A 19,231-nucleotide genomic window follows, 5' to 3' on the forward strand; every position below is an offset into this window, starting at 1 on the left:
CTTCATCGTGCAACTAACGAATCTTCAGTCTAGTTCCCTCGCTGGCCGCCCTGGCAGGGGCATGCCACTTGCGAGCGAAATCCCCGGCTTGGTGGGAGCCCGCGATGCGGACTCCCACCAGAACGCCGAGGCTCGCGGGTCACCGACCAGCGAACTCGTGGCGGCGGAGCCACCCGACCCCATGCACCGGGTCGCGGGGCTGCGCCCTCACAAGCCCCGCGGGATCACTTGCCGGTGATCTCGCGGTACTTCTTCTCCAGGTCGTCCAGGCCACCGATGCCAAGGAACGCCTGCTCCGGGTAGTGGTCGAACTCGCCCTTGGCGATCTTGTCGAACGCCTCGACGGTCTCGGCCAGCGGCACGGTCGAGCCCGGCTGGCCGGTGAAGACCTCAGCGACCAGCATGTTCTGCGACAGGTACCGCTCGATGCGACGCGCCCGGTTCACCGTCATCTTGTCCTCTTCGGACAGCTCGTCCATACCGAGAATCGCGATGATGTCCTGCAGCTCCTTGTACTTCTGCAGGATCCGGATGACCTCGGAGGCGACCCGGTAGTGCTCCTCGCCGACGATGCCAGGCTCGAGGATCGTCGAGGACGACGTGAGCGGGTCGACCGCGGGGAAGATGCCCTTCTGGAACACGCCACGCGACAGCTCGGTGGTGGCGTCCAGGTGGGCGAACGTGGTCGCCGGGGCAGGGTCGGTGTAGTCGTCCGCGGGGACGTAGATCGCCTGCATCGAGGTGATCGACCGGCCCTTGGTCGAGGTGATCCGCTCCTGCAGCGTGCCCATCTCGTCGGCCAGCGTCGGCTGGTAACCGACCGCCGACGGCATCCGGCCGAGCAGGGTGGAGACTTCCTGACCCGCCTGAGTGAACCGGAAGATGTTGTCGATGAACAGCAGCACGTCCTGGTTCTGGACGTCACGGAAGTACTCCGCCATGGTCAGCGCGGACAGCGCGACCCGCATACGGGTGCCCGGCGGCTCGTCCATCTGACCGAACACCAGCGCGGTGTCGTTGATGGTGCCGTCCTCACCGAGCTCGAGGAACAGGTCGGTGCCCTCACGGGTGCGCTCACCGACACCGGCGAACACCGAGGTACCACCGAAGTTCTTGGCGACACGGGTGATCATTTCCTTGATGAGCACCGTCTTGCCGACACCGGCGCCACCGAACAGGCCGATCTTGCCACCCTGCACGTACGGGGTGAGCAGGTCGATGACCTTCAGACCGGTCTCGAGCACCTGCGTCCGGCCCTCGAGCTGGTCGAATGCCGGCGGCTTGCGGTGGATGCCCCAGCGCTCGAGGTCGTCGCCGTAGCCGGGCTCGTCGAGGCACTCGCCGAGCGCGTTGTAGACGTGGCCCTTGACCTTGTCGCCGACCGGCACCGAGATCGGGCCGCCCGTGTCGCGGACAGGGGCGCCACGGACGAGGCCGTCCTGCGGCTGCAGCGAAATGGTGCGCACCAGGTTGTCACCGAGGTGCTGGGCGACCTCGAGGGTGACGGTCTTGGCGAGCTCTGCGAACTCGATGTCGACCTTGAGCGCGTTGTACTGCGCGGGGATCTGGCCGCGCGGAAACTCGACGTCGACGACGGGACCGGTCACGGAGACGATGCGACCCGTCGCACCTTCGGTCTTAGCTGCGGTGTCTGCCATGGTGGTCATCACTCTTCACTTCCTGCTGTGGCCAGCGCGTCCGCGCCACCGACGATTTCGCTGATCTCCTGGGTGATCTGGGCCTGCCGAGCCTGGTTCGCCTCCCGAGTGAGGGTGTCGACCAGCTCGTTCGCGTTGTCCGACGCCGCCTTCATGGCGGTACGGCGGGCGGCGAGCTCGGAAGCGGCCGATTCGAGCAGCGCCGCGTAGATGCGGGTGTTGATGTACTTCGGCAGCAGCGCGCCGAGCAGGGTCTCCGCGCTCGGCTCGAAGTCATAGGCGGGCAGCAGCGTCGGCGACGCCTCCTGCGCGCTCTCACCCTCGTCGGTGTACTCCACCTCAAGTGGGGCGACCCGCTTGGCGACCGGGGTCTGGGTGAGCATCGAGCGGAACTCGGTGTAGACGACGTGCAGCTCGTCCACACCGACAACACCGTCGGCACCAGGCCCTTCCGCCTCGTCGTCCGCCCCGGCGAGGAACAGGTTCACCATCGCCGTGCCCGCGTCGGCGGCGTTGACGTAGTGCGGCTGGTCGGAGAACCCGGTCCAGCTGCCAGCGACGTCGCGGCCACGGAAGCGGTAGTAGTTCAGCCCCTTGCCGCCGATGACGTAGAGAACCGGCTCCTTGCCCTGCTCGCGCAACAGCGAGAGCAGCTCCTCCGTCGCCCGCAGCACGTTGGCGTTGTAGCCACCGCAGAGGCCCTTGTCACTGGTCACCACGAGCACCGCGGCCCTGCGCGGGTTCGCCCGCTCCGTCAGCAACGGGTTATCGAGGTTCGCCGCGCCGCTCGCCAGCGCGGAGAGCGCCTTGGTGATCTCCTCGGAGTACGGCCGCGATGCCTGGACCCGTGCCTGGGCCTTGGTGATGCGCGACGTCGCGATCAACTCCATGGCCTTGGTGATCTTGCCGATGGATTTGGTTGAGTTGATCCGCGCCCGCAGTTCGCGAAGTTGTGCGCCCATGAGTTACCCGGTCACTTCTTCGGGGCTGGCTTGTTGACCTTGACGGTTTCCTGTCCGACCTTCTCGGCGTCCATCGCCTCGGCCTCCGCCTCGACCAGCGGCTTGCCCTCCGCGGTCAGGAAGCCCTTCTTGAAGTCGTTCACCGCCTCGACGACGCGCTTGGCGTTGTCGTCGTTCCACTGGCCGGTGTCGCGGATCTCGGTCAGGATGCCCTCGTGCTTGTGCCGCACGTGGTCGATGAACTCCGAGTTGAACCGGCGGACGTCGTCGACCGGCACCGTGTCGAAGTGGCCGTCGGTGCCGAGGAAGACCGTCAGCACCTGCTCCTCGACCGGGAGCGGCTGGAACTCGCGCTGCTTGAGCACCTCGTAGAGGCGCGCACCACGGTCGAGCTGCGACTTCGACGCCTCGTCCAGGTCGGAGGCGAAGGCGGCGAACGCCTCGAGCTCCCGGTACTGGGACAGGTCGATACGCAGCGAACCCGCGACCTTCTTCATCGCCTTGACCTGCGCGTCACCACCGACACGCGAGACCGAGATACCGACGTCGATCGCGGGCCGCTGACCAGCGTTGAACAGGTCGGACTGGAAGAAGCACTGCCCGTCGGTAATCGAGATGACGTTGGTCGGGATGTAGGCCGACACGTCGTTCGCCTTGGTCTCGATGATCGGCAGCCCGGTCAGCGAGCCGGCGCCGAGGTCGTCCGAGAGCTTCGCGCAACGCTCGAGCAGGCGGGAGTGCAAGTAGAAGACGTCACCGGGGAAGGCCTCGCGGCCCGGCGGACGACGCAGCAGCAGCGAGATCGCTCGGTAGGCTTCAGCCTGCTTGGTGAGGTCGTCGAAGACGACGAGGACGTGCTTGCCCTGGTACATCCAGTGCTGGCCGATGGCGGAACCGGTGTAGGGGGCGAGCCACTTGTACCCGGCGGAGTCGGAAGCCGGGGCAGCGACGATGGTGGTGTAGTCCATCGCGCCGTGGTCCTCGAGCGACTTCTTGACCGCCGCGATCGTGGAGCCCTTCTGGCCGATGGCGACGTAGATGCAGCGGACCTGCTTCTCCGGGTCGCCGGACTCCCAGTTGGCCTTCTGGTTGATGATGGTGTCGACGCAGACGGCGGTCTTACCCGTCTTGCGGTCACCGATGATCAGCTGGCGCTGGCCACGGCCGATCGGGGTCATCGAGTCGATCGCGGTGATACCGGTCTGCAGCGGCTCGGAAACCGGCTGCCGCTCCACCACCGACGCCGCCTGCTTCTCGAGGGCGCGGCGGCCCTCTTCCGCGACCTCACCGAGGCCGTCGATGGGCTTGCCGAGCGGGTCGACGACCCGGCCGAGGTAGCCCTCCCCGACCGGCACCGACAGAATCCGGCCGGTGCGCTTGACCTCCTGGCCCTCTTCGACCGACTCGAAGTCACCCAGGATGGCCACACCGATCTCGCGCGCCTCGAGGTTCAGCGCGACGCCAAGCACGCCGCCGGGGAACTCCAGCAGCTCGTTGGCCATCGTCGAAGGCAGCCCCTCGACGTGCGCGATGCCGTCACCGGCGTCGACGACGACGCCGACCTCTTCCCGGCTCACATCCGGGGAGTAACTCGAGACGTAGTTCTCGATCGCACTGCGGATCTCGTCCGAGGAGATCGTCAGCTCCGTCATGTCGTTCCCGCTCTCACTTCATTCTCTGCCACTTGCAACGTCTGTGTGTGTTTGTGCCGGTGACCCGGCGTGCCGGCCGTCAGGCCAGCTGACCGCGCAGCGCCATGATCCGGCCTGCCGAACTGCCGTCGATGACCTCGTCGCCGACCTTGACCACGATGCCGCCGAGCACGTCCGGTTTGACCTCGGCGTGCAGCGTGATCGGCTTGCCGTAGATCCGGTTCAGCTTGGCCGAGAGCGCATCGCGCTGCTCGTCGGTGAGCGGGCTCGCGGTGATCACGTGTGCCACCGACTGCTCGCGCCGCCGTGCCGCCAGTTCGGACAGCTCGTCGAGACGCTTCTCGACTCCCCTGCCCTTCGGGTCGCCCGCGACCTGCTCGATCAACGCGAGGGTGACCGGGTTGACGCGGTCGCCGAAGATCCGCCGTACCAGCTCACGCTTGGCCGCGATGCTGCCGGACTGATCCGACAGCGCGCGGTCGAGCTCGGCGTTGTTCGCCACGGCCCGCGCGACACCGAACAACTCGTCCTCAACGCTGTTGAGGGTACCGTCACGCTCGGCCGCCGCCAGCATCGCGCTCGCTCCGAGCGCCCTGACGCCGTCGAGCAGCTCACGCGGGTTAGACCACCTGCTGCTCGCGACGACGTCGAGTACCTGCAGCGTCGCGTCGCCCACCTGGCTGCCGAGCAGCGAACGCACCAGGTTCTTGCGGGCGTCCTCCGATGCGGCGGGGTCGGCGACGGCGCGCCGGAGCGCGACCTCGCCACGCAGCAGTCGCGTGAACGCGAACAGCTCCTCGCCGACCGTGGCAGGGCTGGCATCCGCCCCGCCGAGCACCCCGTCGAGGCGGTGTTCGGCGGCGGCGAGCGCGTCCCTGCTCGCGGCGTGCATGGTTGTCGCGGCCATCAGTTCCGAGCTCCGGTGGTGTCCAGCTCTGCGATAAAGCGGTCGACGGTGCCTTTGCGGCGGGCCTCGTCCTCCAGCGACTCACCGACGATACGGCTGGCGAGTTCGACGGAGTTGCGACCAAGCTCGGAGCGCAGCTCAGCGATGATCTGCGCCTTCTGCGCCTGCAGCTGAGCCTCGCCGTTGGCGACGATACGTGCCGCCTCGGCCTCGGCCTCGGCACGCAGCTCGTCACGAATCCGCTCCGCTTCCAGCCTGGCGTCGTCACGGATCTTGGCGGCCTCGGTGCGGGCCTCAGCGAGCTGCGCGTTGAACTGCTGACGCGCCTGCTCCGCCTCGGCCTGCGCCTTCTCGGCCTTCTCGATCCCGCCTTCGATCTTCTCGGCCCGCTCCTCGTACAGCTTCTCGAAGCGCGGGACGACGTACTTCCACAAGATGAAGAGCAGGATGCCGAAGGCCACCAGGCCAAGGGCGATCTCTGACGGCAGCGGAAGGACTGGATTGTGCTCTTCCTCAGCTGCCAGCACGTATGTCATAAGCACGACGTCTCCCAATACGGTGAGGCGTTAATCAGGCAGCGGAAGCGATGAAGTACAGCACCAGACCGATCAGCGCCAGCACCTCGGTCAGCACGAAGGTGGTCCACGCGATACCCATCAGCTTGCCCTGGGCCTCGGGCTGGCGCGCGGTGCCCTGGATAACTGCGGCCCAGATCAGACCGACACCAATACCGGGGCCGATGGCGCCGAGACCGTAACCGATCATGGCGAGCCCGGGGTTCAGGTTGACGGCTTCCTGCGCGAGAACGATGTTGCTCACTTGTGTATCCCTTTCCAACTCTCATCCGCCATTGACGCGGATCGCGAGGCTTTACTCGATGTGGTGTGCTTAGTGGTCTTCCGCCAATGCCATGCCGATGTATCCGGCGGAGAGCACGGCGAAAACGTAGGCCTGGATCACCTGGATCAGGGCCTCGACAAAGGTCATCAGGATCGCGAACGCCCACGAGATCAGCGAAACCGGCTTCAGCACGGCGCTGGCCTCGAGCAGCAAGTAGGAACCCGCCAGCGTGAACACCAACAGGATGAGGTGACCGGCGAACATCGCGGCGAAAACACGAATCGCGAGCGTGATCGGGTTCATCACGAACTTCTGGAAGAACTCGATCGGCGTCAGCAGCAGGTAGATCGGCTTGGGCGCACCAGCGGGGAAAAGCTGGTTCTTCAAGTAACCGGTGAAGCCGTGCCGACGGAACCCAGCGATGTGGTAGACGGGGTAGACGACGAGCAGCGACAGCGCCAGCGGGAAGCCGATGTGCGAGAACGTCGGGAACTGAATCAGCGGAATGATCCCGAACAGGTTGTTGACCAGGATGAAGGTGAACAACGCCAGAATGAGCGGCACAAACGGCCGGAAGTCGGCCGAGCCGATCTGGTCCCGCGCGATGTTGTTGCGACCGAAGTCGTAAACCGACTCAGCGGCGTACTGCAGCTTGCCGGGAACCACCTTGAGGTTGCGGGAGGCGATCAGGAAGAACGCCGCCACTATGACAACCGAAAGCACGACGAGGACCATCGGCTTGGTGACTCCGCCGACGATCGGCGGAAGGAAGAAATCCCCGACACCCGGGGGTACGAAATCGCCACCTTGTGCAAGTACCAGCGCGCCCAACGAGGGCTCCTTCCGGTTCTCCCGGCCGGCGATCACACCGCCGGGGGAATCGTCATGATCTGTCGTTAACGTACCTGACACATGTCAGGCACCCTGCGGCGGATGGGCCCAGGCCACTTCGGCGAGCTCCGCCTGCAGAGCGGACCCTACCAGCCCGCATGAGGCCACATAGTACGGGCGTACTCCTTAAGGTCGAGGACACTCCGCCGTTACTGAGAGTTCGGGATGATGGTCGGGATCTTGGTCCGCTTGAACGCGACGACCTCGGCTCCCGCCCACATCATCACGGCGGCGAGCACGGTCAACGCGAGCGAGAGGGTGTGGAAGGCGTCCACCTCGCGCAGCAGCATCGTCACCACGAGTAGCGCCAGGATCTTGAAGACGTACCCGCCGAGCGCGACCGCCATGACGAACATCACAGGCAGGTCGGCGGACTGCTTCATCATCACGAACGTCGCCAGCGACGACGCCAGCGCGACCGCGCCACCAACCAGCGCGCCCCAGAGGCCAGGCGTGCCGTTGAGCACGGTCGCGATGACGGCGGCGACCGCGATGGTCACCACTGTCACCGGGAGCGCGGTGCGCAGCATGGTGTCGGCGAGGGTGCGGACGATGGCGCCGTGCGGGTTCTCGGGTTCGGTGTTCGCACTGGTGTCGGCGTTGGTATCGCTACCGGCGTCGGTCACTGGCTGGCCTCCTTGGTTCTCGATCTGAGTCTAGGCACCGCCGAGATGAGCACCGCCACCAGCAGGCCGAGCAACATGATCCAGAACACGGCGGCAGCCTCGAACAAGGTCAGCGCGACCGTGCCGAACGCGAGCAGCCCTGCCCACATGTACATCAGCAGCACCGCACGCCGCTGGGAGTGACCGATCTCAAGCAACCGGTGGTGTAGGTGCATCTTGTCCGCGGCGAACGGGCTCTCGCCCCTGCGGGTGCGCCGGATGACCGCCATCAGGAGGTCGAGCAGCGGCAGGAACAGCGCGCCTGCCACCACGACCAGCGGCGACAGCAGCGCGATGATGTTGGTGGTGTTGTACTGCGGGTACGACATTTTGCCCGAGGCCGATGTAATCGCCCCGGCCAGCATCAGCCCGATGAACATCGAGCCGGAATCGCCCATGAACAGCTTGGCTGGCTGGAAGTTGTGCGGCAGAAAGCCGAGACAAGCCCCGGCGACGGTGGCCCCGATCAGTGCGGGCGGATAGGTCGCGACGTCGCCGCCGGTCGATGCGAGCAGGCCGATCGAGAACACGCAGATCGCCGATGCGGCGACGAAGCCGATGCCAGCGGCGAGCCCGTCGAGCCCGTCGACGAAGTTCATCGCGTTGACCATGGTGAGGACGAGCAGCACCACGAGCAGTCCGCCCTGGTTCTGGTCCAGCTGAAACAGCGTGCCAACGTCGCCGTCGCTGCCGCCCCACGGCACCCAGAAGGTGCTCCACTGCACGCCGAACAACACCAGGATGCCCGCGCACATCACCTGACCGGCGAGCTTCGTCCATGCGTCAAGCTCGAACCGGTCGTCGACCGCGCCGATCAGCACGATCACGCCGCCGCCGATGAGCACGCCGATCGGGTCGAGTGAGAACTCGAACGCCGCACGAAGCACCGGCAGCTGGTGCGCGAGGTACATGCCGCCAGCGACACCCGCGTACAGGGCGAGCCCGCCCAAGTAGGGCATCGGCTTGGCGTGGACGTCACGGGCGCGCGGATAGGCCATCGCGCCGAGGCGCATCGCGACGCGGCGCGCGACCCCGGTGAGCAGGAACGTCAGCGCGGCTGCCGTGAGCCCGACGAGCAGATACTCGCGAATCGGGAGGACGGCTACATCTGTCACGATCTGCCAGCTCAGCCTGCCGTCTCGACCTGGGTGCCAAGGACATCGGACACCGCGTTGACGCTGACGGCGCCTTCACGCAGCACGACGGGCTGCTCCCCGGTCAAGTCGACGATCGTGGACGGCACGGCGTCGCCGCTCGGGCCGCCGTCGAGGTAGATGCCGATCTCCTCGCCGAACTGCTCGCGGGCCTCCTCGACGGTGGCGGCAGGCGGCAGGCCGGAGCGGTTCGCGCTGGACACCGCCATGGGGCCGGTCTCGCGCAGCAGCTCGAGCGCGACAGAGTGCAGCGGCATGCGCAGCATCACGGTGCCCTTGGTGCTGCCGAGATCCCAGGCCAGGCTCGGCGCGTGCGGCAGCACGATCGACAGGTCCCCCGGCCAGAACGCCTCGACGAGGGCGCGGGCCGACTTCGGCACGCCGAGCACGAGGCCGTCGATGGTGGACCAGGAGCCGACGAGCACGCCGACCGGCATGTCGGGTCCCCTGCGTTTGGCGCTGAGCAGCGAGCGCACGGCGCCAGCGTCGAAGGCGTCGCAACCTATGCCGTACACGGTGTCGGTTGGCAGTATCACGAGCCTCCCGGCTCGCACCGCGGCCGCCGCCGCGCGCAATCCCTCGGCACGCTCGTCTCGCAGGCTGCAGTCGTACACCTGGCTCATGCCCAAAAGACTACTGCGAACAGACTCAACCCCTACGGGCGGTGGCGAACCGTGCTCTCCCCGCGAGGTCGGTATGGTCAACGACCCTGCTCAACACCTTGCGCGCCGACAGCAGCGCCGGGACGGCCTCGCCGTGGCTGTCGTCGTGCTCGATGGCCACTCCCCCGTCGATGACCAGCAGCCGGGCGGCGAGCGCGACCACCGACCGGATGATGGCGAGGCCGTCGTCAGCGGCGAACACCGCGTGGTGCGGATCGTGATCGGCGACCTCAGGCGGCACCCGCGTGCCCTCCGGCACGTACGGCGGATTGCACAGCACCAGGTCGACCAGACCGTCCAGGTCGGCGAGCAGGCGGCTATCGGTGACGTCGCCGGAGTACAACGTGACCGGAGTGTCGCCAGCCGCGACGCGGACGTCGGCGTTGCGGCGCGCCCATGCCAGCGCGGACGGGTCGTTGTCCACGGCGAACACCCGCGCGTCGGGACGGGCGTGCGCGACGGCGAGCGCGAGCGCGCCCGACCCGGTACAGAGGTCGACGACGATGGGCGCCTCACGGCGTTCGATGAGATCGAGGCCCCACTGCAACATCAGTTCGGTTTCCGGGCGCGGCACGAAGACGCCGGGTCCGACATCGACGCTGATCGGGCCCATCGCGGCGGTGCCGGTGATGTGCTGGAGCGGGATGCGCTTCGCGCGGCGAGTGACGATCTCGCGCATGGCATCCACGACAGGCGGGTCGACCAGCGGGGTCAGCGGGAGCCGGTCGCGTGCCACGCCGAGCACGTGCGCGGCGAGCAGCTCCGCGTCCACGCGTGGGGAGGCGACCCCGGCCTCTTCCAGGATCCGGGTCGCCTCGACGAGCGCCAGTCGCAGTGGTTGTCGCTTCACGCTGTCAAGGTTAACGGCGCAGCTCCGCCCGATCCGGTAGTGACTCGGCTGCTCACGCCTGTTGCTGCTCCGCCAGCCGCTCTTCCTTGTCCGCGGCTTGCAGTGCGTCGAGGACGCCGTTCAGTTCGCCGGCGAGCACCTGGTCGAGGTTGTACGCCTTGTAGTTCACCCGGTGATCGGAGATGCGGTTCTCCGGGAAGTTGTAGGTGCGGACCCGCTCGGAGCGATCAACGGTCCTGACCTGCGAGCGCCGCGTGTCCGCTGCCTTGGCGGCTGCTTCCTCTTCGGCCATCGCCTGCAACCTGGCCTGCAACACCTGCAACGCGCGAGCCCGGTTCTGGATCTGCGACTTCTCGTTCTGACAGGACACCACGATGCCGGTAGGCACGTGGGTGATCCGCACCGCGGAGTCGGTGGTGTTCACGCTCTGCCCACCGGGACCCGACGAACGAAAGACGTCGATGCGCAGGTCGTTTGGGTCAACCTCGACCTCGATCTCCTCCGGCTCCGGGTAGATCAGCACACCGGCGGCAGAGGTGTGAATGCGGCCCTGCGATTCGGTGGCAGGCACGCGCTGCACCCGGTGCACCCCGCCCTCGAACTTCAGCCGGGCCCACACGCCCTCGGGACCGTCAGCCTTGCCCTTGAAGGACACCGTGACGTCCTTATAGCCGCCGAGGTCGGACTCCGTCGAGTCGAGAATGGTGGCCTTCCAGCCTTCTCGTTCGGCGTAGCGTAGATACATCCGCAGCAAGTCACCGGCGAACAGCGCGGACTCCTCGCCGCCCTCGCCCGACTTGATCTCCATGACGACGTCGGACGAGTCGTACGGGTCGCGGGGCAGCAGCTGTTCGGTCAGCTTCGACTCGAGCTCAGGGACGCGCTGCTCCAGCTCAGCCGCTTCCTCGGCGAAGGTGTCGTCCTCCGAGGCGAGTTCCTTGGCCGTCCCCAGGTCGGACCGGGCGGACTCCAGCTCCCTGATGGTCTTCACGACCGGGGCCAGCTCGGCGTACCTGCGCCCGAGCTTGCGCGCACGATCGGTGTCGGCATGCACAGCGGGATCGCTGAGCTGACTTTCCAGCTCAGCGTATTCCGCCAGCAAGCCGTCCAGCGAACGAGAGTCCACGGCTTGACTCACCTAGCGTCGAAGGGAAAGAACCGCGTGGTGTGCCGCGCGGGCGCACGGCACACCACGACGATCCGGGAAAGAAACGGGCACCGGTCAACAGCGCTGTCGGTGCTGGCCGGCGCTGTTCGAGACAGTAGCCGCGGGCTACTTCTTTTCCTTGCGCTTGCCGTACCGCGCCTCGAAGCGCGCCACGCGGCCACCGGTGTCGAGGATCTTCTGCTTGCCGGTGTAGAAGGGGTGGCAGTTGGAGCAGACCTCGACGTGGATGTGACCAGACGACTTGGTGCTGCGCGTGGTGAAGTTGTTGCCGCAGCTACAGATGACCTCGGTCTGGACGTACTCGGGGTGGATACCGCTCTTCATGGTTGTCCTTTCTGATGTGGCCGCCGGGTCCCCGAACAACGCTCGGCCCAAAGTGAGCCAGTGGGGTGAACCGGTGCCGGACTTCGTCTCAATTCTGCCAGACGCCACACGCGGGCCCCGCACCATGGCAGGGCCCGCGTGAGCCGCGTCGCTACTCCTCGTCCTGACCAGGCGCCGTCTTGGACACCTGCATCAGGAACTCGATGTTGGTCTTCGACTTGCGCAGCCGGTCGATGAGCAGGTCGATGGCCTGCTGCGAGTCCAGCGCGTGCAGCACCCGGTGCAGCTTGACCGACACCGCGAGCTCGTCCGGCGCGAGCAGCAGCTCCTCCTTGCGGGTACCGGACGGGTTGACGTCGACCGCGGGGAACACCCTGCGCTCGGCGATCTTGCGGTCCAGCTTCAGCTCGGCGTTACCGGTGCCCTTGAACTCCTCGAAGATGACGGTGTCCATGGTGGAACCGGTCTCGACCATCGCCGTCGCGAAGATGGTCAGCGAGCCGCCGTTCTCGATGTTGCGGGCCGCGCCGAGGAACCGCTTCGGCGGGTACAGCGCGGTGGAGTCGACACCACCGGAGAGGATCCGGCCGGAGGCCGGGGCCGCCAGGTTGTAGGCACGGCCGAGGCGGGTGATCGAGTCGAGCAGCACGACGACGTCGTGGCCCATCTCCACCAGCCGCTTCGCGCGCTCGATCGACAGCTCGGCGACCGTGGTGTGGTCGGCTGGTGGCCGGTCAAAGGTCGAGGAGATGACCTCGCCCTTGACGTTGCGCTCCATGTCGGTGACCTCTTCTGGCCGCTCGTCGACCAGCACGACCATCAGCCAGCACTCGGGGTTGTTCGTCGCGATGGCGTTGGCGACGTCCTGCAGGATCGTCGTCTTACCCGCCTTCGGCGGCGACACGATCAGCGCGCGCTGGCCCTTACCGACCGGCATCACCAGGTCGATGACCCTGGTGGTCAGCTTGTGCGGCTCGGTCTCCAGCCGCAGTCGCTCGTTCGGATAGAGCGGCGTCAGCTTATGAAATTCGGCGCGCTGCTTGGCCTTCTCCGGCTCGAGGCCGTTGACGCTGTCGACGCGCACCAGCGGGTTGAACTTCTGCCGCTGCTGCTCGCCCTCGCGCGGCTGCCGGACGACACCGGTGATGGCGTCACCACGGCGCAGGCCGTACTTACGCACGAACGACAGCGAGACGTAGACGTCGTTCGGCCCCGCGAGGTAGCCCGACGTCCGGACGAACGCGTAGTTGTCCAGCACGTCGAGGATGCCCGCGACGGGCAGCAGGACGTCGTCCTCACGGATCTCGGTGTCGGGACCGCCGCCGCCAGTCTCACTGCCACGGCCACGCCGCCTGCGGTCGCGCGAGCGTCTGCCGCGACGGCCGCCACGCCCGTCATCGTCATCATCGTTGCGGTTGCGGTCGTTGCGGTCGTTGCGGTTGTTCTGCTGCCGACGCGCATCGCCCTGGCCGCCGTCGTTCTTGTCCGACTTGTCCTGACCCTTGTCGCTTCTGTCAGAGCCCTTGTCGCCCCGGTCGCCCCGGTCGCCCCGGTCGCCTCGGTCCGAACCCTGGTCGTTCTTGTCGTTCGGACGCGACGGGCCGCGCTTACGACGCCCGCCGTCTCTGCGGCCACCACCCTGCTCCTGGTCGCCCTTGCCAGCGGACTGCCCCTCCTGGCCAGAGCCTGGCTCCGTGCGCTGCTCGGGGGCCGCCTCGGTGGTCGCCGTCGCGGCGGGGTTGCTGGTCTGCTCGGCGGCGCCAGCCGGGTTCGCCGACTCGGCAGCCGACGGGTTCGCGGGCGCCGTCGCCTGCTCGTGCTTCGTCGCGCTGGCCTGAGCCGACTCAGACTCCGACGACGTAGCCGACTCCGACGACGCGGCGTCCGACTCGGCAGGCGCCTCGGACTTCGCCTCCGTTTTGGCCTCCGACTTCGCGGCGGGCTTGCGCTTCGCCTTGCCCTGCCGTTCTCTGATCGCGGCGATCAGATCACCCTTGCGCATGCCGACAGTGTCGGTAATGCCCAGCTCACCCGCGAGTTCACGGAGTTCGGCTATAACCATCCCGGAAAGCCCACCGGAGCGACGCTTGGGCGTCGCTGTCTCGCCATTGGCCTGCGGTGTGGTCTCCACCGTCACGTTGTCGCTCCCCGATTCCGCTGTCTGCGCTTGCGCATGAGTTTCTGTGTGGCCGCTAAGAAGATCGGTGTTGTTCACACAAGTCCTTCCTGACCGATCCCGCCTCCGCGTGGATCAGCGCCAGACGCCGCTCGGGTCACGACCACGAGCAGGCGCTGTGTCATATAGAGCTCGGGCTGGTCACTCCGGCCCACCTTCACCTCACAAGGTCACCTTCGACCACCGGCGCCGCCCCGCCGCACGGGCGGAACGCTCCGCTGGAATGTGACTGCCCTCACATAGCCCCCGGTGTCGACGGATTCCTGCAGGGATTTCAATACCACTGCGGCAGAGCCGCCAACACGGGATACGTGCGCCTCAGCCGAGGCCCACGAGTCGGCCACCGCCAGCCAGTGCGCACCGCTTCCTACATTCAGGCTCCCCACCCGTGCGGGGAATGTGCCTGAACAAAGTGATGTTCCGGGAAGAAACCCGGAAACCAACACCAGGTGCGTGAACTGCGCACGGTGATCGAACGCCTCTGAGCGTAGACGCCGTGCCTGCCACGTGCAACAACCACCCCCCAGTAGTTGTTCCCGCGTGTCCTGCCAGCGTCCTACCCGCTACGGATACGTGACGGTCACACCCGCTGAATCGATCGGGAGTTCGACAAGGGTGAATCCCGAAGTGTCGACATCCTCGGGGATGCACCCGTCGATGGTCAGCGCTAGCACCGTCGGGCCAGCGCCGGAAACCGCGGCCGCGACGCCGGACTTCCGCAGCGCCTCAATCAGGTGCGCGGTCGCGGGATAGGCGGGGGCGCGATAGTGCTGGTGCAACCGGTCGGCGGTCGCCGCGACCAGCAGTTCGGGTGCCGCCGTCAGCGCGTGCACCGCGAGCGCGGCCCTGCCTGCCGAGAACACCGCGTCGCCGTGCGGCACTGTCTCCGGCAACAGGCCGCGCGTCGCGTCGGTGGACGAACGCTGCTCCGGAATGGCCACTACCGGGCGAATCGTAGGATCCGGCGGAATGCGCTCGGCGTGCCAACGGCCCCCGCCTTCGTCCTGCCAGGCGATGACGGCGCCGCCGAGCAGGCTGGCCGCCGCGTTGTCCACATGTCCCTCGAACTCGGCGGCGATGCGGAGCACCGCGTCGGTGTCGAGCGGCTGGTCGGCCAGCGCATACGCTGCGGCCGCGCCCGCGACAACGGCCGCTGCCGATGAGCCGAGTCCCCTGGCGTGCGGGATGGTGTTCTCGCAGCGCAGTGCGAGCCCGGCCGGTGCGATGCCGAGGTGATCGAACGTTCGGCGCAGCACTCGCACCACCAGGTGCGACTCGTCGCGCGGCACGTCCTCGATGCCACCAGCGCCGGCGTCCGTGACGTCAACGCTCAAACCGGGCTCGGCGAGTGTGCGCACCTCGATGTGGTCGTAGCGGCCCAGCGCCATACCAAGCGTGTCGAAACCGGGGCCGAGATTGGCGGTGGACGCGGGCACCCGCACCCGGACGGCCCGCGGCGGCAGCGCGGCGGCACCGGACGTGCTCATGTCAGCTCCAGTGCGGCGGCGACCGCATCGGCGTCCACCGGCAGCGGCTCCACCTCCATGTTGCCCTCGAGCGCGGTGCCGGGGTCCTTGAGCCCGTGGCCGGTCAGCGTGCAGACCACAACCGAACCCTTCGGCACCCTGCCGTCGGCCGACGCGATCAGCATGCCAGCGACGCTGGTCGCGGACGCTGGCTCGACGAACACGCCTTCCCTCGACGCGAGCAGCCGGTAGGCGTCCATGATCTGCTCATCGGTGGCGGCGTCGAACAGCCCACCGGATGCGTTCTTCGCCTTCTCCGCACCGGTCCAGGAGGCAGGACTGCCGACCCGGATGGCGGTCGCGATGGTTTCCGGCTCAGCCACCGGCTCGCCATGCACCAGCGGCGCGGCGCCCGCGGCCTGGAAGCCGAACATGCGCGGCGTCGAGTCCACGACGCCATCGGCGGCGTACTCGGCGTATCCGGCCCAGTAGGCGGTGATGTTGCCCGCGTTACCGACCGGGAGACAGTGGATGTCCGGCGCACGGCCGAGCATGTCGCAGACCTCCCAGGCGGCGGACTTCTGCCCGACGAGCCGCACCGGATTCACCGAGTTCACCAGCGTCACCGGGTAGTTGGCCGCGGTTTTGCGCGCCAGTTCGAGGCAGTCGTCGAAGTTGCCGCTGACTTGCAGGATGCGCGCGCCGTGGCGCACCGCCTGCGCCAGCTTGCCCATCGCGATCTTGCCCTCCGGGACAAGCACCGCGCAGGTGAGCCCGGCCCGCGCGGCGTAGGCGGCGGCCGAGGCCGATGTGTTGCCGGTCGACGCGCAGATGACGGCCCGCAGTCCGCTCGCCTTGGCGTGCGTGATGGCCAGGGTCATGCCCCTGTCCTTGAACGAGCCGGTCGGGTTGGCGCCCTCAACCTTGAGGTGGACCTCGCAGCCGGTCAGTTCGGACAGATACGGGGCGGACACCAGCGGCGTGTTGCCCTCGCCGAGCGTCACGATTTCCGCGCCGTCCGGCACCGGAATCCGGGAAGCGTACGCCTTGACGATGCCGGGCCAGCCCGCCTTCACGTCACCGGCCGGTGTCCGCGCGGTCGACCCTGTCACCTGTGTTGTCACTAGTCGTCGCCTTCCACCCGCATCACGCTGATCACCTCACGTACGACCTCGAGCTTCGCCAGATCGTCCACAGTCGACTGCAACGCGGCGTCCGGCGCCAGGTGAGTCACCACGACGAGGCTTGCCGTCGAATCGGCGTCGCGCTGCCGCACGGCGGCGATGCTGACGTCGTGCTCGGCGAATACCAGCGCCACCTGCGCGAGCACACCCGGCTTGTCCGCGACATCGAGGCTGATGTGGTAGCGCGTCGGCGTCTTGCCCATCGGCCGGACTGGCAGCTGGGCGTGCGCCGACTCGCGCGGCCCGCGGCCACCAAGCACCCGGTTGCGCGCGACCGCGATCAGGTCGCCTAGCACCGCGCTCGCGGTCGGGGAACCGCCCGCGCCGTGGCCGAAGAACATCAGCTCCCCGGCGGCGTCGGCTTCGACGTAGACCGCGTTGAACGCGCCGTTGACCCCAGCGAGCTGATGGCTGCGCGGGATCATCGCCGGATACACCCGCGCGGACACCGATTCGCCGCCCTCGGCGTCGAGTACCCGCTCGCAGATCGCCAGCAGCTTCACCGTACGGCCGAGCGCCTTGGCCGCGTCGATATCGGCAGCGCCTATCGCGCCGATTCCCTCGCGGTGGACGTCGCTGGCGGTGACCCTGGTGTGGAACGCCAGCGAGGCCAGAATGGCTGCCTTGGACGCGGCGTCATAGCCATCGACGTCCGCGGTGGGGTCGGCCTCCGCGTACCCGAGCCTGCTGGCCTCCTCGAGCGTCTCGGTGTAACCGGAGCCGGTCTCATCCATCGCGGACAGGATGTAGTTCGTTGTGCCGTTGACGATGCCGAGCACGCGAGTGATCCGGTCGCCTGCCAGCGACTCGCGCAGCGGGCGCAGCAGCGGGATAGCGCCGGCGACGGCGGCCTCGAAGTACAGGTCGGCACCCGAAGCGTCGGCGGCCTCGGACAACTCGGCGGAGCACTCGGCGAGCAGCGCCTTGTTCGCGGTGACCACCGACTTGCCCTGATCGAGCGCGGAGAGCAGCCAGCCGCGCACCGGGTCGATGCCGCCGATCAGCTCGACGACGACATCCACATCGGAGTCGACGAGCGCTTCGGCATCCGAGGTCAGCAGGTGCTGCGGCAGTTCGGGGTGTTTATCTGGCCTGCGTACCGCGATGCCGGCCAGCTCGACAGGGGCACCCGCCCGCGCCGCGAGCTCATCGGCCTGCTCGTGCAGCAACCGGGCGACCTCGCCGCCGACGGTGCCACACCCGAGCAACGCAACCTTGACCGAATCGGCCACTTTACGACGCCTCCAATCGGGTCAGGTCTTCCTCGGTCTCTCGCCGCAGCAACAGCCGCGAGCTGCCGTTGCGCACCGCGACGACGGCGGGCTTGAGCAGCTTGTTGTAACCACTGGCCATCGAGTAGCAGTACGCGCCGGTCGCGGCGACCGCAAGCAGGTCACCAGGGCCGAGGTTGTCCGGCAACCAGCAGTCCCTCACCACGATGTCACCCGACTCGCAGTGCTTACCGACCACCCTGCTCAGCACGGACTCGACGTCGACAGCGCCGTCGTCGCTCGACCGCGAGACAAGGCGGCAGTCGTAGACCGCGTCGTAGAGCGCGGTGCGGATGTTGTCGCTCATGCCGCCGTCGACACTGACGTAGCGCCGCGACAGGCCGTCACCGAGTGCGACGTCCTTGATCGTGCCGACCTCGTACAGCGTGACGGTGCCCGGCGCGGCGATGGCCCTGCCCGGCTCGCAGGCGATCTTCGGCACCGGCAGTCCGGCGAACTCGCACTCCTTGCGCACGATCGCGCGGATCTGCGTGACCATCTGGGCAGGTGGCGGCGGGTTGTCCCGGTCGGTGTAGGCGACACCGAAGCCACCGCCGAGGTCCACGATCTCCAGCTGCTCGCTGATCTGTGGGCCGTGTTCCTCCCGCAGATCAGCGATCAGGCCGATCACGCGGCGCGCGGCGACCTCGAAACCGTCGGTGTCGAAGATCTGCGAGCCGATGTGGCTGTGCAGCCCAACCAGCCGCAGCCCGTTCGCGGATACCACCCTGCGCACCGCCTCCGCCGCGTCACCGGAAGCGAGCGAGAAGCCGAACTTCTGGTCCTCATGCGCGGTCGCGATGAACTCGTGGGTGTGCGCCTCGACGCCGACGGTGACCCTGACCAGCACGTTCTGCGTGACGCCTCGGTCCTCGGCGATCTTGGCCAGCCGTGCGATCTCCAGGTAGGAGTCCAGCACGACGGTGCCGACCCCGGCATCGACGGCGGTCTCCAGCTCATCGACCGACTTGTTGTTGCCGTGGAACGTCACCCGCTCCATCGGGAAGTCGGCATGCTTGGCGATGGCCAGCTCACCGCCGCTACAGACGTCAAGGCTGAGGCCCTTGTCCGCGACCCAGCGCGCGATCTCGGCGGACAGGAACGCCTTGGACGCGTAGTGGACGAGGGCTGGGTCCTCGAACGCCTCGGCGTACTCGGAGCAGCGGGACTTGAAGTCCACCTCGTCGATCACGAACAGCGGGGTGCCGTAGGTCTCGGCCAGCTCGCGGACGTCGACGCCCGCGATGCGGACGACGCCATCCGGCGCGCGGTAGGTGTTGCGCGGCCAGACCTTCGGGTAGAGACGGTCGAGTTCGGCCGCTGTCGCCGGCGGGAGGCCCGAGGTGTCCGCGTGCGGGTAGACCTCGGCGTGGCGGGGGCCTGCGGGGTGTGCGCACATGA

General features: G+C 67.6%; 18 protein-coding genes. All 18 read right to left on the reverse strand.

All coding sequences use genetic code 11. The features are described from left to right. Window positions 1-224 precede the first annotated feature (224 nt). Window positions 225-1,667, reverse strand: a complete 1,443-nt coding sequence (gene atpD, locus AMYHA_RS22190) for a F0F1 ATP synthase subunit beta (protein WP_034274221.1) — start codon at window positions 1,665-1,667, stop codon at window positions 225-227. After that, complete coding sequence (locus AMYHA_RS22195; RefSeq protein WP_034274224.1) at window positions 1,667-2,620, reverse strand: F0F1 ATP synthase subunit gamma; 954 nt, start codon at window positions 2,618-2,620, stop codon at window positions 1,667-1,669. The genes atpD and AMYHA_RS22195 overlap by 1 nt, the downstream gene beginning before the upstream one ends. Window positions 2,621-2,631: 11 nt before the next feature. After that, window positions 2,632-4,272 (reverse strand): F0F1 ATP synthase subunit alpha, encoded by a 1,641-nt coding sequence (gene atpA, locus AMYHA_RS22200; protein WP_034274227.1) that lies wholly within the window; start codon window positions 4,270-4,272, stop codon window positions 2,632-2,634. 79 nt (window positions 4,273-4,351) lie between these two features. Further along, window positions 4,352-5,179, reverse strand: coding sequence for a F0F1 ATP synthase subunit delta (locus AMYHA_RS22205; protein ID WP_034274232.1), 828 nt, complete (start codon window positions 5,177-5,179; stop codon window positions 4,352-4,354). After that, a complete protein-coding gene (locus tag AMYHA_RS22210; RefSeq protein WP_157362594.1) occupies window positions 5,179-5,715 on the reverse strand; it encodes a F0F1 ATP synthase subunit B in 537 nt (178 codons plus the stop codon). Before AMYHA_RS22210 ends, AMYHA_RS22205 begins: the two co-directional genes overlap by 1 nt. A 34-nt stretch (window positions 5,716-5,749) precedes the next feature. After that, complete coding sequence (locus tag AMYHA_RS22215) at window positions 5,750-5,998, reverse strand: ATP synthase subunit c family protein (RefSeq protein WP_034274237.1); 249 nt, start codon at window positions 5,996-5,998, stop codon at window positions 5,750-5,752. A gap of 69 nt (window positions 5,999-6,067) precedes the next feature. Further along, on the reverse strand, window positions 6,068-6,850 hold the full coding sequence (atpB, locus tag AMYHA_RS22220) for a F0F1 ATP synthase subunit A (protein WP_034278387.1): 783 nt from the start codon (window positions 6,848-6,850) through the stop codon (window positions 6,068-6,070). A 209-nt stretch (window positions 6,851-7,059) separates the two neighbouring features. Next, a complete protein-coding gene (locus AMYHA_RS22225) occupies window positions 7,060-7,536 on the reverse strand; it encodes a hypothetical protein (RefSeq protein WP_051400186.1) in 477 nt (158 codons plus the stop codon). After that, window positions 7,533-8,690, reverse strand: a complete 1,158-nt coding sequence (locus AMYHA_RS22230; protein ID WP_034274242.1) for a glycosyltransferase family 4 protein — start codon at window positions 8,688-8,690, stop codon at window positions 7,533-7,535. Before AMYHA_RS22230 ends, AMYHA_RS22225 begins: the two co-directional genes overlap by 4 nt. Before the next feature lie 11 nt (window positions 8,691-8,701). Beyond that, a complete protein-coding gene (locus AMYHA_RS22235; protein ID WP_034274245.1) occupies window positions 8,702-9,352 on the reverse strand; it encodes an L-threonylcarbamoyladenylate synthase in 651 nt (216 codons plus the stop codon). Between the two features lie 25 nt (window positions 9,353-9,377). Next, window positions 9,378-10,241, reverse strand: coding sequence for a peptide chain release factor N(5)-glutamine methyltransferase (gene prmC, locus AMYHA_RS22240; protein ID WP_034274247.1), 864 nt, complete (start codon window positions 10,239-10,241; stop codon window positions 9,378-9,380). Window positions 10,242-10,293: 52 nt separating this feature from the next. Next, entirely contained in the window at window positions 10,294-11,367 is a 1,074-nt protein-coding gene (prfA, locus tag AMYHA_RS22245) for a peptide chain release factor 1 (RefSeq protein WP_034274250.1), read from the reverse strand. Between the two features lie 147 nt (window positions 11,368-11,514). After that, window positions 11,515-11,733, reverse strand: a complete 219-nt coding sequence (gene rpmE / locus AMYHA_RS22250) for a 50S ribosomal protein L31 (RefSeq protein WP_034274252.1) — start codon at window positions 11,731-11,733, stop codon at window positions 11,515-11,517. A gap of 151 nt (window positions 11,734-11,884) precedes the next feature. After that, the gene (gene rho, locus AMYHA_RS22255) at window positions 11,885-13,948 is read right to left on the reverse strand and encodes a transcription termination factor Rho (protein ID WP_084037437.1); all 2,064 of its coding nucleotides are present in this window, start codon (window positions 13,946-13,948) and stop codon (window positions 11,885-11,887) included. Window positions 13,949-14,472: 524 nt separating this feature from the next. Next, the gene (gene thrB / locus AMYHA_RS22260) at window positions 14,473-15,396 is read right to left on the reverse strand and encodes a homoserine kinase (protein ID WP_051400187.1); all 924 of its coding nucleotides are present in this window, start codon (window positions 15,394-15,396) and stop codon (window positions 14,473-14,475) included. After that, window positions 15,393-16,499, reverse strand: coding sequence for a threonine synthase (gene thrC, locus AMYHA_RS22265; protein ID WP_231104861.1), 1,107 nt, complete (start codon window positions 16,497-16,499; stop codon window positions 15,393-15,395). Before thrC ends, thrB begins: the two co-directional genes overlap by 4 nt. Continuing rightward, a complete protein-coding gene (locus AMYHA_RS22270) occupies window positions 16,499-17,791 on the reverse strand; it encodes a homoserine dehydrogenase (protein ID WP_034274257.1) in 1,293 nt (430 codons plus the stop codon). Before AMYHA_RS22270 ends, thrC begins: the two co-directional genes overlap by 1 nt. Before the next feature lies 1 nt (window position 17,792). Next, window positions 17,793-19,229, reverse strand: coding sequence for a diaminopimelate decarboxylase (gene lysA, locus AMYHA_RS22275; RefSeq protein WP_034274259.1), 1,437 nt, complete (start codon window positions 19,227-19,229; stop codon window positions 17,793-17,795). Between the last annotated feature and the right edge of the window lie 2 nt (window positions 19,230-19,231).

Origin of the sequence: Haloechinothrix halophila YIM 93223 (assembly GCF_000504245.1) — a bacterium.
Classification (GTDB): domain Bacteria; phylum Actinomycetota; class Actinomycetes; order Mycobacteriales; family Pseudonocardiaceae; genus Haloechinothrix_A; species Haloechinothrix_A halophila.